The following is a 16,101-nucleotide window of genomic DNA, read 5'->3' as shown; positions in this document are numbered from 1 at the left end:
AATGAATACTAGACAGAACTGGCTGATATTATTCGCGCTATTGTTACTGACACGAACATCACTTGGCGCGCAGATGCATTCTACCGAAATTGAACTGCCCGGAGACTCTGTATCAGTAGTTACCGAAGATACTGTTGCGGTAAAGCGCAGCTTCTTCAAGAAGTTTCTCGATTACTTCAATGATGCCAATAAGGAAAAAAAGAATAAAAAGTTTGATTTCAGTGTGATAGGTGGCCCTCATTATTCCAGTGATACAAAATTCGGACTTGGACTGGTGGCGGCGGGTCTATACCGCACCGATTATAAGGATACGATTCTTCCCCCTTCCAACATATCCCTCTATGGAGATGTCTCTACGGTCGGCTTTTATTTATTGGGAGTCCGTGGAAATCATCTGTTTCCACAAGATAAATACCGCTTGAACTATAACCTTTATTTTTATTCTTTCCCCAGCCTTTATTGGGGCAGGGGCTATGATAATGGAGCAAACTCCGATAACGAAAGCGATTATAAACGTTTTCAGGCACAAGTGAAGGTCGATTTCATGTTCCGTATGGCGAAGAATTTCTATATCGGCCCGATGGCTGTATTCGACTACATCGACGGGCGGGACTTTGAAAAACCGGAACTATGGGAAGGAATGGCGGCGCGGACTACCAATATGAGTCTCGGGCTTTCCCTTCTCTACGACTCACGCGACTTCCTGACAAATGCTTACCGGGGATATTATCTGCGACTGGATCAACGGTTCAGTCCTGCTTTCCTCGGCAATAAATATGCATTCAGCAGCACCGAATTGACTACCAGTTACTATCACACCGTGTGGAAAGGCGGAGTGCTGGCAGGACAATTCCACACGCTGTTAACTTACGGAGATACCCCCTGGGGACTGATGGCAACCTTGGGAAACTCTTATTCGATGCGTGGATACTACGAAGGCCGTTATCGTGACAAGTGTGCGATGGATGCGCAAATAGAACTCCGGCAACACGTTTGGAAGCGGAATGGAGTAGCTGTATGGGCAGGAGCGGGAACAATCTTTCCGAAATTTTCCGAATTTACCCCGAAGCATATTCTGCCCAATTACGGTTTCGGTTACCGCTGGGAGTTTAAAAAGAGAGTAAATGTACGTTTGGACTTAGGTTTGGGTAAACACCAGACCGGATTTATCTTTAATATCAATGAAGCTTTTTAAGAATATAAAAAAATGGCTGGAAAATCAGGAACACTTGTTTTATCTGTTCCTGTTTATCCTGATAGTGCCTAACATCGTCCTCTGTTTTACGGAGCCGCTACCGGTGATGGCAAAAGTTGCTAATGTATTGTTGCCTTTCGGCTGCTATTACCTGTTGATGACTCTGTCGAGAAACTGTGGCAAGATGCTATGGATTTTATTCTTGTTCCTCTTTTTCGGGGCTTTCCAAATCGTACTGCTTTATTTGTTCGGACAGTCCATCATCGCTGTTGATATGTTCCTGAATCTGGTGACTACCAATTCGAGTGAGGCACTCGAACTACTCGATAATCTGACTCCCGCCATTATCGCCGTAATCATACTTTATGTTCCTGCATTGATTTTGGGAACGATTTCAATAATCCGCAAGCGTAAACTATCGGTAGAGTTCATCCACAGAGAACGGAAAAGGGCTTTCATAGTCTTTGGAATCTCCCTTCTCAGCCTTGCCGGAGCGTATGTACAAGACTCGGGATATGAGCTGAAGTCGGATTTATATCCACTGAATGTCTGCTATAATGTAGGTCTTGCCTTCCAACGGACGGTCTTGACACAGAATTATCATCAAACCTCGAAAGACTTTACCTTCCATGCCAAGGCCACCCATCCGAAAGAGGAACGGGAAGTGTATGTGATGGTAATAGGCGAAACGTCCCGTGCCTTGAACTGGCAGTTGTACGGCTATGAACGCGAGACGAATCCACTATTGTCTCAGCAGACAGGATTGATTGCTTTCCCGAAGGTACTGACGGAATCGAATACGACACACAAAAGCGTACCTATGCTGATGTCGGACGTCAACGCTTGCAACTACGACTCTATTTATCACCAAAAGGGAATCATCACCGCCTTTAAAGAAGCCGGTTTCAAGACCGCCTTTTTCTCTAATCAGCGTTACAACCATTCGTTTATCGACTTCTTCGGAAAGGAAGCCGACACCTCTGATTTTATAAAAGAAGACTCTCTTGATTCAAACTATAATCCGTCCGATGACGAACTTTTGAAACTAGTGGAACAAGAACTGGCGAAAGGTGAAACGAAGCAATTTATCGTACTTCATACCTACGGTTCCCACTTTAATTATCGCGAGCGCTATCCGTTGGAAAACACTTTCTTCACACCGGATTATCCGGTCGACGCGGAACGGAAATACCGTGATAATCTGGTGAACGCTTATGATAATTCTATCCGTTACACGGATGGTTTTCTGGCAAGAATCATCCGTATGTTGGAAAAACAACAGATAGACGCCGCTATGATTTATACTTCCGACCATGGAGAGGATATTTTCGACGATTCCCGTCATCTGTTCCTTCATGCTTCGCCCGTGCCTTCTTATTATCAGCTTCATGTGCCGTTTCTTATCTGGATGTCCGACAGTTACCGGGAAACTCATCCCGAACATTGGCAGGCGGCAATGGATAATAAAGAGAAAGATGTTTCTTCCAGCAGTTCCTTCTTCCCGACCATACTGGATTTGGGCGGGATAGAAACTCCTTACAGGGATGATTCACAATCCGTAGTCACTTCACTTTATCAAATGAAGCCGAGAGCATATTTGAATGACCATAACGAACCCCGTCCGTTGGATGATTTGGGCATGAAGAAACAGGATTTTCAAATGCTGGAGCAGAAAGAGATTAAGTATAAAGAGAAGTATTAAGTAGTATGCCATGCGGACGGAAACTTGCCGGAAGCTGCGGTTAAATACCTAATACTTAATACTTGCTAAAATTTGCATCCAAAAGCAGGATTGGCGTGTTATTTGCCGTATGATGTATGAACGATTAAATTCATAAAACATGGCCTATATAGATTATTACAAGATTCTTGGAGTAGACAAAAGTGCTTCTCAGGACGATATCAAAAAGGCTTTTCGTAAGTTGGCCCGGAAGTACCATCCTGACCTGAACCCCAATGACCCGAGTGCAAAGGATAAGTTTCAGGAAATCAACGAAGCCAATGAAGTACTGAGTGACCCCGAGAAACGTAAAAAGTATGACGAGTACGGAGAACATTGGAAGCATGCCGATGAATTCGAAGCACAGAAACGGGCGCAGCAACAAGCCGGTGGCTTCGGTGGCGCGGGCGGTTTCGGCGGATTCGGTGGTGGCGGACAAGGTTTCTCTGACGGAAACGGTGGATATTGGTACAGTTCCGACGGTGAAGGCTTCTCCGGCGGTAATGCCGGCGGTTTCTCCGATTTCTTCGAATCAATGTTCGGCGGACATCGCGGTGGGCGGGGACAAGGTTCTGCGGGATTCCGCGGACAGGATTTTAATGCCGAACTTCACCTGTCTCTTCGTGATGCTTCTCAGACGCATAAACAGGTGTTGACCGTTAATGGTAAACAAGTGCGTATCACTATCCCTGCCGGTGTAGCCAACGGACAAGTGATTAAACTGAAAGGCTACGGAGCCGAAGGTATCAACGGCGGCCCTGCGGGCGACCTGTACATTACTTTCGTCATAGCCGAAGACCCCGTATTCAAGCGCTTGGGTGACGATTTGTACGTAGATGTGGAAGTAGACCTTTACACAGCCGTATTGGGTGGTGAAAAGCTGGTCGACACGTTGGACGGTAAGGTGAAACTGAAGATAAAACCGGAAACGCAGAACGGCACGAAAGTCCGTCTGAAAGGAAAGGGATTCCCGGTTTATAAGAAGGAAGGACAATTCGGTGACTTGATTGTGACCTATTCTGTCAAGATTCCTACGAACTTGACGGACAGACAGAAAGAGTTGTTCCGCGAGTTACAGAGTATGAACTAAAAAGAATGAGTACTATGCAGACCGAATTAATTATTGTCAGTGAATACTGTCACAAATGTCATATCGAGCCTTCATTCATAGAACTGTTGGAAGAAGGCGGTTTGATTAACGTACATACCGAAGGTGGTGAACATTATCTGCTTTTGTCGGAACTTCCGAGCGTAGAACGTTATAGCAGAATGTACTACGACCTGTCCATCAACATGGAAGGCATCGACGCCATCCACCATTTACTGGAAAGGATGGAAGAGATGCGACGTGAAATGAGTTCACTTCGCAATCAACTCTTGCTGTATCGGAGACAGGAAATAGAAGATGTGGACTGGTAAAAAAACGAAGGCTCTGTTTGGTGCAAATAGAGCCTCTATTTATATAAAACAGAGGCTCTGTTTCATTCAATCAGAGCCTCTGTTTTTTTGTATGATAGCGGCACGCCCGCAGTTATCCGATGTATGTGCAAATTTCTTCCAGATAGCGTGCGTCAACCGTATCGAAACTATCCAGTGTATCACTGTCTATATCCAATACTCCGACTACTTCTCCCTGCCTTATCATCGGCACTACGATTTCCGATTTTGAATCCGAACTGCATGCGATGTGTCCGGGAAATTGCTCTACATCAGGAACAATCAGTGTCCGGACTTCTTTCCAGGCTGTTCCGCAAACCCCTCTGCCGATTCGGATACGTGTACAGGCAATAGGCCCCTGAAAAGGCCCTAATACAAGTTCATCTCCTTTTACAATATAAAAGCCTACCCAGAAGAAACCGAAAGTCTGCTTCAGGGCTGCCGCAACATTGGCTAGATTGGCTATGAAATCCGTTTCCGTACTTACTAAAGCATGTAGTTGTGGAAGTAGCTCGCGATATTTCTCCTCTTTGCTTCCTGTGCTGATTAATAAATTTTCTGCCATATCGTCCTTATTTGATTTGGTTCAGGATACTCGGGTCTTTTATCTTATTGTCTTCTGCGAAGAAGATAATCTTAGTCAATATTTCAGCTGTTTTCGGGTCTTCGTCTACAAAAGGCAGGAACAGGCGTCCGCGGTTTTGCGAATGTACCGGAAGAACTGCAATCTGCGTACCGCCTTCCTGATGAATCACACCGCTGCCCAGATGGATGTTATATTTACCCAGTTTGCCTTCTATATGGGCAAAGTTGCCTTTTACCTTCACATTGTTGAGATGGAATAAAGGCATCGTCAGTTCCACCAATGCGCTGCGCATTTCGATGGTAGAGTGACTGGTTTCCGGGTCGACACTTCCGGCATGGGCTACACTGACCGCCAAGTCCACATCCCTCATTACTTCAGAGAAAATAACGGGCGGAATCTCCGAGATATTCATTAGTTTATAGTCCCTGCGGTTGTGGAAGCAGACATATTCCAAGGTCGGAGCTTCGATGTCGGCAGGAGAGAACCAGTCTGCCATGGCGTAGATGGTAGCGATGATATTCTCTTTATAATATATCTTCTGAAGTCCGTCTTCATAATCGGCCACCCATCGGCGTCCTTTCAGTACGGCGACTGTTTTCTGCGGTTGAATCTGATTTCCGGCATAGCGGCGGGATTGTGTGGCGCCTTCCTCTTCCGGAGTAGGCACATAAAGTTCGCGGAATACCTGTTTGAAAGGTTGGCGGATGGCTTTGTCGAACAGGAATTTCTGATACATATGCCAGTCACCGCTTGCGTACAGGTCGGTAGGATGGGCGATACGTAATTCGTCTTTCGATTTCAACGGGAGACAGACGGCATTTGCCGTCACCAGTAATCCGTCGGTATAGAAACCTGCCTGTCCGTTACAGATAAAGACAAGATGCTTCAATAACGGCCAGATAACAGGGTTCTGCATCAGTTTGCGAAGCTCGTTCTCTTCAAAACGGATGCAGTCTTCCATAGCTTGTTCTAACATAATGCGGGAACGGGTGTACTGGTCTTTCAGTTTCTTGTGTACCGCTTTCAGTTCTTCTACATACGGATGCTTTTTCAACTTGGCAGGCATACTGTTAAGCTCTTTTCCGGCTTTGATTTGTTTGATTTCCGCTTTGCCTTCGTCATTAATGTGCACATACACTTCTACATCTTCTATTTCTTTCGGAGAGAGGTAGGGGAGAAGTTCTTTAATCAATTCGGTTTCCATACTCCAGGTCAGACGGGTGACGTCACCGTAACCGGAGTTGAGGGCTAAGTTTTGCAGGGCGATACCCACTGCCTTCTTTTCGCTTTCCTGTCTTTGCGCGCCGAAGTCCTTGCTTTCTTTCAGGAATTTTTGCAGGAATTGGTAACGTTCCAACAGCTCTTTATCCGCTTTCTTTCCTAGTGGGATGAGGCCGTAGCTCATCAATAAATCTTTGTTGCGCTTGGCTGATATTTCCTTCTTTATATCCGCTGCTTTCACTGCGCCGTTAGTGGCGTCCGCAAATTTGCGGGCGCGGGTGTGGCTGTTGCTGCATGAAATATACTTGGCGGCATTGTAGACTACTTCAAAGCGTTGTTTGCCAATCGTCTTGAAAGCATCTTTGAACCAACCGATGTCGAAAGCACCATCTCTGAGGTCTTCTACGTCAATCGGAGTATAGCGGGCGATAATTGCTTTCTTCTTGTCGTCGCAAGTCTCGTTGGTATGGGCGTGGAAATAGTATGCTGCGCTTGTCAGTCCTTTCCATCCTATGGCTTGCTCGGTGAGTTCAATCCATTGCGGGGCGAACATGGCAGCTTCTACCAGACGTTCGTCGCTGATTTCTGCTTGCTTTGCCAGTTTTTTGAGATGGTCGCTTGTGTCTGCCGGCAACGGATAGCAAGCATGGAGCAGGCTACTCAATACTCCCCGTTTCGTGTTCCGCCAATTATAACTGTCGCGTATGAATGTATCTTTACCGAATGCTTGCAGGATACGGATAAATGTTTCGGCACCATAGACACAAGTCAATTCTTCGGCTAGACGGGTAACCTGCGTTTCGGAATCTCCACGTGACAGTTCTATGTCCAGGATACGGTTGACTACCTTTTGCAGCAGTGGCCGGAAGAGAGAGAAGTTGAAATCCTTGATATAGGTCATCCACTCCCTGTCTCTTTCATTGAAACGACGGTTCTCGTTCAATACCAGAGTGATATTCTTGATTTGTTTGGGAGAGTTGACACGGGCTATCAGTTCACGATATACTTCTTCTGTCGGAATCAATCCTAGCATCCAGGCACGGGCAAAGTCCACGCATTGCAGATAGGAATCGGTTTCTTCCAGTTCGGGGGTATGCTCCATATAGTTGGTGAGCTTGTAGAGCTGATAGCGCACGGTGAAGTAGCGGGTAAACAAGGCGTCGTCTATCGGCCTGCTGGGTGTATCAAGCCAGAACTGGACAAACTTATTGTTGTGTATCGGATAAACAATGAGCTTTTCTCCGTATTCCAGTTTGTCTCTGAGCCATGCGTGTTTGCTCGTATATTGGCGGAAGATATTCTTTGTATCGAGTAAGGGTGTCAGTTGGATCAACATATTGGCAGCCATTCGCTGATAAACTGTTTCGTCTCTGTACTCATAGGTCAGCGCGTCGATAATATCTTCCATCTGTTCATAATAAGGCAATTTCCGGAGTACCTTTTGCAATCCGCGATAGGTGAAACCCGCATACATTTTGTTGACAAGCGGTTCAAAACTATTGGCTGATTTTATATCGGCTTTTCTATCTTCTTCATCTTCCTCGTCGTAGTCGTCATTATCCTGGGCAACGCCTGTCGATGCAAGCATGAAACTCATCATCATTAATTTCTCGTAACTTCCGATTTCACGTTCGTAGAAATCCTGCCAGAGTTCGGGGAGCCCAAGACCACTCAGTCCACCGTAGTTGCTCCATTTCATCAGTACGCTGTTACCCACCAGGCGTGCTTCCCCGTAGTCGTTTTTAAACTCGTCGTTTTTGTGTGCGGCGATGTATTTACTCAATCTTTCGAAAGTGAGTTTGGCTCTTCCAAAACTGATAAACTCGAATGCTTTCTTGACATTGAATCCTTTGTCCGGCGCAATTTCCGGCAGGCTTACTTCGAAATCAGGATTGTACAGGCCGAAACCGTTTTCTTTGGTGTAGTGCTGCGTGGCTTTCTTCTCCGTTCCGTCACCAATCAAAGATTCTATCAGCACCTTTTCTTTAGCGTTCGGTTTCTGAATTTCTTTGATGGCAGGAAGAAGTTCCTGATAGATGTCTTGCATAAAATCTACATTATGAATTGTCTTCATCATATCCAGTCCCGCCAAGCGGCGTTCGGCCACTTTGTCTGTAAGCAATCGCCGGATGCTGCCGGCCAGTTCTTCTTTCGGTTGTTTCATCAGCAGGTTGATAGCGTTGATACGCATCTCGCTATATTTGAAACGAAGCAACTCTTCCACTTTCTGATTCTGTTCGGGCGATAAGGCCATTTCAGACAATACTTTGTAGGCCTCATTGCGTACATCCAGAGAACGGTCGCCCAGTGATTGCAGTATATATTCTTCTTGCAGCGGACTAGTGGGCGGATTCAGTACGATACTGATATAGCTTGCCCGCATATAAGAATCCAAGGATACCAGATAACTGCAAAGGTCATCTTTCATGGCAGAATCATTCAGCATCCAAATGATATATGCCATTTTGAGAACTACTTCCGACTGGGTGAGCTGTGTGCTTTCCCACGGGAATATATAAGGAGCATAGGTTTCCTTGGTTGAGATAGACTGATAGATTTGCTTCAAATATCCATAGTGGCGCACGGCTTCTTCTCTGTTCTCAAAGTAATCGGTAAGTTTCGGGTCTTCACGCCCGCCATATCGGCTAAGATAAAAATCAGAGAGATAGAGTGGGAGAATAGCTGCCACGACCGACGGGGCACTGTGCCACTTCTCAAAGGCATCTTTGCTGATGCAATAACTCATGGCGGAGTGTTGCGTACAACGCAGGAAATAAAGGTAAGTCTGTACTTGATGTTTGGCTCCGTTCCTGATGATGTCTGTTGCAAGTGCCTGAATATCGTTTGTATTATAAAATCCAATGCTCCATAAAGCCAGATAAAGCTCGATGGTATCTTTGCTTTGAAGGGCTTTGCGTGCCTCGTCCTGATTCTTCAGGAATTTCAGGATTAGTTCTACATATTTATTGGTGACGCGTTCGCTGCTCTCCTGCTCGCCGATTCCCGTGCTGACTGCGATGCCCCGTTTTACGGAAGCAAACCGTTGCAGGCCGTTGTCGTAAATCACGGAGAGTAGGTATAAATAACTTTCGGGACATCCTTCGTCCATTGTTTCCACGATAGCCTGTCGGAGTCCTTCCTGTAATTTGGCCGCCAAAAGTAATTTCCCTTCCAGTTCCAGCAATGGATGGTGCCCACTCACTGCGATAGCTTTAAGATGTCCCTGATTTAGGCGGTTGGCGTTATTTTCGCTGGTCAGTACATTGTGCAGGTAGTCAATAACGGTTTGGTTGCCTTCTGCTATTTGGGCGGCTATCCAGTCTTCGCAGCTCATGCAGTCTTTGTATGCTTCTATTTCTTCCGGTGTGTTTCCACCGTTTAGTATGGCCTGTTCTGTAAAGCCGGTGGCACGAAGCTTCAGAAATTGAGTCAGTGCGTCTATCACATGGGAGAAATGCAGATAAGGATTGACAGCGCGTTGCGACCGTCTTGAATATCCATGTGTGTATGGACAATGCGCTTTGAGCTTCAGATAAGTGTGAAACAGATGTGCGTATTCATTCCCCAATAAATAGAGGAGTAGTTTGTTCAGCTTTCCGTCGAAGAGATTGGCTACGCTCTTGATTTTCTCTTCCTTGATAATACTTATAATGCAAGGCTCCAGCTTGTCGCTATATGTGCCATACCGGGTATCCATATCAAAGTATAGCATAAATATATCAAACAAGGTGCGGGTCTCTTTATCCAAACTACTTTTCTTCTTGGTTAATTTCTCCAAGTACGGAAGTATCCGTTTATTTAATGTTTCATTATAAATGAGTCTCATGATTCTATTTGTTTTTAAGTGTTTTCTTTTATGGGATATGAATTACCACAATCTTCCTGACAGCATGGTTAGCCGGATAAAAGTCAGTGTGGATTCTTCTTTCACTAGGATAGGAGAGGATAAATCTCCTGCTTCCGCGTCGTCAATGAAGATACGGAAAATTCCGTCTTCGTAGGATTGCAGGGCATTGGCGATAGCTTCGGCTTCTGCAGCGGGCTTGCCGTTGTAATTTACCCCGAAGCCTACCTTACCGGATGCAGCTTTATCTTCCACTTCTTCCCGGGTGAGGTATTTCAGCACTTCGCTTTGTTGCAAGCGTTCGTTGTATTCACTGACTTGCCAACTGACGATGGCTTCAATCAACTCCCCTACATGGGCAGGAGGAGCAGGAAAATCGACGGGCATCTTTTCGATGCCGCACTTCCGCTTTCCTAATTGTTTGACTTGGATATATACTCTCATATTCTCTTTATTTGGTTATCTGAATACTTGATGCGATGGCTTCTATATCGGGTTTCGCTTCTTCGTCATAGATGAGCATGACAATACTAAAGATTCTTTTTTTACTCTCCTGAAAATATTTTAATACAATTTGTTGTATATCTTCTCCCGGTTCATCGGGTGCACCGATGTGTAAAGGATTGGTAGTCCTTGTCATGGATAGCCCATTGATGTTGACATCGCTTTGCTTGTAGTCTTCCGATGGTTGCCCTTGTGCATTTCTCGGGAGAATAAGCGATAATTCTTTTGTATGTTCAAATTCTTTCTGTGTATCATAGGTAATAGAAGTAACTGTCAGTTGGTTGGCTCCGTTGACGAGTCTGAGTAATGGTGGTTGCGAACTGGGAGTTAGCCCTTGTCCTCCTGTAATTTTCCTCCAGTTGGTCGGATACTGGCAACTGAAATTTGTTTCTGCATCGTAGTAAGAAAGCCATGTATCGTTATTACCAACGGGAACATATGAAGGAAACTGCCTGCCGGAAGAGTCATCGGAAGAATTCATGCCCGTCTCATCATCGTTTTCTTCTTCCAGTTCTCCGTTAAGATAGGCTTCTACGATTCCGCTGTCCCACTCCTGACGTATCTCTTGATACAGGGGCGAGACATTCTTGCAAAGTATAATGAAACTGAACAGGAAAATGCAGAATATGCCAAGTTCTCCGATGATGGATATGGTTCGCCGTGCATCGGCTTTTTCGAACTTATAGCTGAATACATAAACAATTCCCAGCAAGAAGCCGCTTAATAATCCGCCGATATGTGCTGCATTATCGATTCCTTCTTTCATCCCATAAACCAAATTGTAGCCGACGAAAATAAGGATACTGGTTAGTAATGCCTTTCGTTGTTCTTTGGCAATGCCGTGGAATAAAAGGAAGGCAAGAAATATGCCGTAAAGTCCGAAGATTGCCCCGGAAGCTCCGGCGCTGATTGTCTCGGCATGCATATATAGGCTGAATACGGCCGAACATAGCCCGGTCAGGAGATAAGAAGCGAACATCCGGCGGCTTCCTATCAGTTGTTCCAGAAAAAGGCCGACAAACATGAAGGCATATATGTTCATCGCAAGATGGAAACCACCGATGTGAATGAAGTTGCAGGTCACCGTGCGCCACCAGTCGCCTGTAAGGGTCAGCGGTCCGAAGTCGGCTCCCCACTTTAACAGCGCCAATGTGCCGGGCTCAAATACTCCCACTCCCGAAGCGACCATCAGGATAAATACCAGAATGTTGATGTCTATCAGGATAGGCGTTGCTATAAATCCTTTGCGTGGAATAAAGAAAGACAAGAGAGAACCTTTTTTCTTTTCCTCTTCTATATATACTTTTTCTTCTTCTGTGAGCGGACGGTTAAATTCTTCTTTCAGCTTATTTGCTTTTTGGGTAAGTTCTTCCGGGAGCAGGGTAGCCCTTACTTCTTCCATTATCTCTTGTAACTTTTGGATATTCTTCCTGTTCTTTCCATAATCTACAAATTGTATGGAAGTACATTCACTGTGGATGGATATCTCTCCGTCACCTTCCTTTCCGAGAGTGAAAGTTATTTCTTCTCCGCTGGTGTGCATATTTATAGGGACTTCAAAACGGATCCATTCCGGAGCTATTTCTTCGATGTTCCATTCAAGTTTTTGAGAAGCCTCAAGAGCTAATATAAGAATTTCCGTATTTGATAATCCTGATAAATGTAGTTTGTCGTCATATGAAGGTTTGAGTGCCATATTTCTTTCTCTATCTCTGGTTACTGATTAAAAAATTACTTATCTCCCTGACAAATGTATAGAATAATAATGAAAAATGACAGAATATGACAAATAAAAAAGCATCCCTTCTCACGAAGAGGATGCTTTTTTTATTATTGGTACTTAATCTTTTACTTTTTGTAGAAAGCTAAGTCTTCTTTATCGAGGTTTTCGATGAAATTTGTATGCTTTTCTACCTCTGCCTCTGCATAATTCAAATATACATGTGCGGATTTGGAGAACAGCTCTGAAGATTTGCTGGCATCTTGAATCAACAGGTGACACATAATGATGGTAGCGGACATTTCCATCAGTCTGCGGGCAACGAAGTCCAGCAATTCCTGATCTTGTGCTTCTTTTACAGCGTTGGTGCTTGCTTCGAACTTATCAGCCATCTTCTTCAGACGAGACATCAACGGTTCCATTTCCGGTGAGCAAGGAATTGTTTCGTATTCGCGGATAGTAGCGATGTAAGAACCATTAGTCACGTAACGGATAGCGGCTACGGTCTGCAACTGGGTTGTTCCTTCATAGATGCTGGTGATACGTGCGTCGCGATAGATACGCTGACAGGCATATTCCATCATGAAGCCCGAACCGCCGTGAATCTGGATACAGTCGTAAGCGTTCTGATTGGCATATTCAGAGTTCATACCCTTGGCAAGTGGAGTGAAGCTGTCGGCCAATTTAGCGTATTTTTTCTGTTCCTGACGTTCTTCAGGAGTCAGTTTACGTTCGCGGGCGATGTCATCCAGCGCTTTGTAGATATCTACGTAGCGGGCTGTTTGATATAGCAATGCACGTCCGGCATCCAACTTGCCTTTCATGATAGCCAGCATGTCGTATACTGCCGGGAATTCGATAATAGCTTTGCCGAATTGCTTACGGTCTTTGGCATAAGCCAATCCTTCATTGTAAGCAGCCTGGCTCAAACCTACGGATTGTGCGGCAATACCCAGACGGGCACCGTTCATCAAAGCCATTACATATTTAATCAAACCGAGTTTACGGTCACCGCAAAGTTCAGCTTTGGCATTCTTATATACCAATTCACAAGTAGGAGAACCGTGGATACCGAGTTTGTTTTCGATACGACGTACGTTCACACCACCTTCATTCTTGTCGTAGATGAACATAGAAAGACCACGACCGTCTCTTGTTCCTTCTTCCGAACGAGCCAGTACCAGGTGAATATCAGCATCACCGTTCGTAATGAAACGTTTTACACCGTTCAGCAACCAGCATCCGTCTTTTTCGCTATAAGTAGCTTTCAGCATAACGGATTGAAGGTCGGAACCGGCATCCGGTTCTGTCAAGTCCATAGACATGGTTTCGCCCTGGCATACACGAGGGATGAAACGGCTGTGCTGGTCAGATGTACCGAATTCGTACAATGTTTCGATACAGTCCTGTAAAGACCAGATGTTACCGAAGCCTGCGTCGGCAGCAGCCACGATTTCCGCGCACATGGTGTATGGGGTAATCGGGAAGTTCAGACCGCCGAATTTACGTGGCATGGTCATGCCGTTCAAGCCGGCTTTCACCATAGCGTCCAGGTTCTGTTTGGTTCCTGAAGCGTATTCTACACGTCCGTTGGCACAGTGAGGGCCTTCTTCGTCCACGCCTTCTGCGTTGGCGGCGATGATTTCTCCTGTGATTTCTCCTGTAATCTCCAACACTTTGTCGTAAGAGTCTACAGCGTCTTCAAAGTCCAGCGGAGCATAGTCGAATTCATCTTTATCTCTGTAATTGCGTTCTTTGAGTTCGCAAATACGTTTCATCATCGGATTGTTCAAGTGAAACTTGAGTTCCGGTATGTCTGTATAATAATTAGCCATCTTTCCTTACTTGCTATTTTGTTTATAATACTTAATCATCTTCGGCACAACTTCTTCGATACTTCCGTTGATTACGTAATCGGCAATCGTGTTGATCGGAGCATCCGGGTCGTTGTTGATGGAGATGATGATACCACTTTCCTGCATACCGGCGATATGCTGAATTTGTCCGGAGATACCGCAAGCGATATAGAGTTTCGGACGAACCGTTACACCTGTCTGGCCGATTTGACGGTCATGCTCTGCGAAACCTGCGTCGACAGCAGCACGGCTGGCACCTACTTCTGCATGAAGCTCTTTAGCGAGGTCGAACAGCAGGTCGAAGTTTTCCTTCGAACCTACACCGTAACCGCCGGCTACGATAATCGGAGAACCTTTCAGGTTGTTCTTAGCCTTTTCTACGTGGCGTTCGATTACTTTCACTACATAGTCCGTATCGGCTACATATTTCTTCACGTCGTGACGAATTACTTCTCCCTGATAGTTAGGAGAGAGGATTTCTTTCTTCATCACACCTTCGCGAACGGTCGCCATCTGCGGACGATGTTCCGGGTTCACAATCGTAGCAACGATGTTACCGCCGAATGCCGGACGAATCTGATACAACAGGTTCTTGTAAGTCTTACCTTCTTTTTTGTCTTCGTGGTCACCGATTTCAAGTGAAGTACAGTCGGCAGTCAGTCCGCTGGTCAAAGCAGAAGAAACACGCGGGCCGAGGTCACGACCGATAACGGTAGCGCCCATCAGGCAGATTTGCGGTTGCTCTTCTTTGAAGAGGTTCACAAGGATAGAAGTGTGAGGAAGTGAAGTATAAGGATAGAGTCCTTCACCGTCGAAAACGTGAAGTTTGTCTACTCCATAAGGAAGGATTTGTTTTTCAATCTCTTTGAGGCCGCTTCCGGCAACCACAGCTTCGAGCTGACAGTTCAACTGGTTGGCTAACGAACGACCTTTGGTCAGAAGTTCGAGACTAACGTCTGCAACGTTACCTTCTTCTATTTCGCAATATACAAATAAGTTATTCATGATTATCCGATGGTGTGGTTAGCTAATAGTTCAACAATCAGGTCTTCCACGTCACGGTCGCTGCCGCTGATGGTTTTGCTCTCTTTAGCCTGGAACACGATGTTCTGGATGGCTTTCACTTTGGTGGGCGAACCGGACAGACCGCATTGTGCAAGGTCGCCGTTTACGTCGGCTACGCTCCATTCTGCCAGATTCAGGTAGTCGCGCTTGTCATACAAGTCAGTGTAATCAAGGTTGCCTTGTTGCTTTTCAGTGACAGTCTTGGCGTGTTTGTATTTCTGAACCAGTTTCGCGTTGCGCGGACGACAGGGAGCTGCAGAACCATTTACGGTAATCACGATAGGCAGCGGGCCTTCTACTGTTTCAACACCACCGTCGATGTGACGTTTTACCTTAATCTTGTCTTTACCCACTTCCAGAATTTCTTCTGCGTATGTGATTTGCGTCAATCCCAGCTTCTCTGCTACCTGAGGACCTACCTGTGCGGTATCACCGTCGATAGCCTGACGACCACCGATAATAATGTCACAGTCACCGATTTTGCGGATGGCAGTAGCCAGTGCGTAAGAAGTAGCCAGTGTATCTGCACCAGCGAAAGCACGGTCGGTCAGCAAGTAGCCGTTATCTGCACCACGGAAAAGTCCTTCACGAATAATGTCGGCTGCCCGTCCCGGTCCCATTGTCAGGATGGTTACGGTAGAGCCTGGATGAGCATCTTTCAATCGAAGCGCTTGCTCAAGGGCATTCAGGTCTTCGGGGTTGAAGATGGCGGGAAGTGCCGCACGGTTAATCGTTCCGTCGGCTTTCATGGCATCTTTCCCGACATTACGTGTGTCAGGAACTTGTTTTGCCAATACAACAATTTTCAAACTCATGCTATAAATTTTAGTATTAGTATTTCTACAAGTTAGCAGCCAGTAGTCAAGTAGTAATCTCTTGCTATCCAAACTATCCGGTTAACTATCAGCGTGCAAAATTACTCAAACACTTGGTTCTGACAAGAAAACCGAGTA

At 45.6% G+C, this 16,101-nt stretch carries 11 protein-coding genes; 4 read left to right on the top strand and 7 right to left on the bottom strand.

The genetic code is table 11. The annotated features are described in order from the left end of the window. The first annotated feature begins 1 nt into the window (after position 1). The 4 genes from BQ7997_RS01100 to BQ7997_RS01085 all read left to right on the top strand — a co-directional run bounded on the left by BQ7997_RS01100 (position 2) and on the right by BQ7997_RS01085 (position 4,334). Complete coding sequence (locus BQ7997_RS01100; protein ID WP_073342671.1) at positions 2–1,195, top strand: BamA/TamA family outer membrane protein; 1,194 nt, start codon at positions 2–4, stop codon at positions 1,193–1,195. Next, positions 1,182–2,897: a phosphoethanolamine transferase family protein gene (locus BQ7997_RS01095; RefSeq protein WP_073342668.1), complete on the top strand. Its 1,716-nt coding sequence runs from the start codon at positions 1,182–1,184 to the stop codon at positions 2,895–2,897. Before BQ7997_RS01100 ends, BQ7997_RS01095 begins: the two co-directional genes overlap by 14 nt. A gap of 139 nt (positions 2,898–3,036) precedes the next feature. After that, a complete protein-coding gene (locus BQ7997_RS01090; RefSeq protein WP_073342665.1) occupies positions 3,037–4,005 on the top strand; it encodes a DnaJ C-terminal domain-containing protein in 969 nt (322 codons plus the stop codon). Positions 4,006–4,019: 14 nt separating this feature from the next. Next, positions 4,020–4,334, top strand: a complete 315-nt coding sequence (locus BQ7997_RS01085) for a chaperone modulator CbpM (protein WP_073342798.1) — start codon at positions 4,020–4,022, stop codon at positions 4,332–4,334. A 112-nt stretch (positions 4,335–4,446) separates the two neighbouring features. Here the strand turns inward: BQ7997_RS01085 and BQ7997_RS01080 are convergent, their stop codons facing one another. The 7 genes from BQ7997_RS01080 to BQ7997_RS01050 form a co-directional block, all read right to left on the bottom strand. Next, the gene (locus BQ7997_RS01080) at positions 4,447–4,917 is read right to left on the bottom strand and encodes a GAF domain-containing protein (RefSeq protein ID WP_044653288.1); all 471 of its coding nucleotides are present in this window, start codon (positions 4,915–4,917) and stop codon (positions 4,447–4,449) included. A gap of 7 nt (positions 4,918–4,924) precedes the next feature. After that, a complete protein-coding gene (locus BQ7997_RS01075) occupies positions 4,925–9,985 on the bottom strand; it encodes a DUF4132 domain-containing protein (RefSeq protein ID WP_073342662.1) in 5,061 nt (1,686 codons plus the stop codon). A gap of 42 nt (positions 9,986–10,027) precedes the next feature. Beyond that, complete coding sequence (locus tag BQ7997_RS01070; RefSeq protein WP_073342659.1) at positions 10,028–10,447, bottom strand: hypothetical protein; 420 nt, start codon at positions 10,445–10,447, stop codon at positions 10,028–10,030. Positions 10,448–10,454: 7 nt separating this feature from the next. Beyond that, positions 10,455–12,203: a rhomboid family intramembrane serine protease gene (locus tag BQ7997_RS01065; protein ID WP_073342657.1), complete on the bottom strand. Its 1,749-nt coding sequence runs from the start codon at positions 12,201–12,203 to the stop codon at positions 10,455–10,457. Positions 12,204–12,355: 152 nt separating this feature from the next. Beyond that, positions 12,356–14,062 carry an acyl-CoA dehydrogenase family protein gene (locus BQ7997_RS01060; RefSeq protein WP_022136840.1) on the bottom strand — a complete coding sequence of 569 codons (1,707 nt, stop codon included), beginning with the start codon at positions 14,060–14,062 and terminating at the stop codon, positions 12,356–12,358. Between the two features lie 6 nt (positions 14,063–14,068). Continuing rightward, positions 14,069–15,088, bottom strand: a complete 1,020-nt coding sequence (locus tag BQ7997_RS01055; RefSeq protein ID WP_044654282.1) for an electron transfer flavoprotein subunit alpha/FixB family protein — start codon at positions 15,086–15,088, stop codon at positions 14,069–14,071. 2 nt (positions 15,089–15,090) lie between these two features. Then, positions 15,091–15,963 (bottom strand): electron transfer flavoprotein subunit beta/FixA family protein, encoded by an 873-nt coding sequence (locus BQ7997_RS01050; protein ID WP_044654281.1) that lies wholly within the window; start codon positions 15,961–15,963, stop codon positions 15,091–15,093. Positions 15,964–16,101 lie beyond the last annotated feature (138 nt).

Origin of the sequence: Bacteroides congonensis, from assembly GCF_900130125.1 — a bacterium.
Taxonomy (GTDB): Bacteria; Bacteroidota; Bacteroidia; order Bacteroidales; family Bacteroidaceae; genus Bacteroides; species Bacteroides congonensis.
This window is presented reverse-complemented; position numbering and strand designations above follow the sequence as displayed.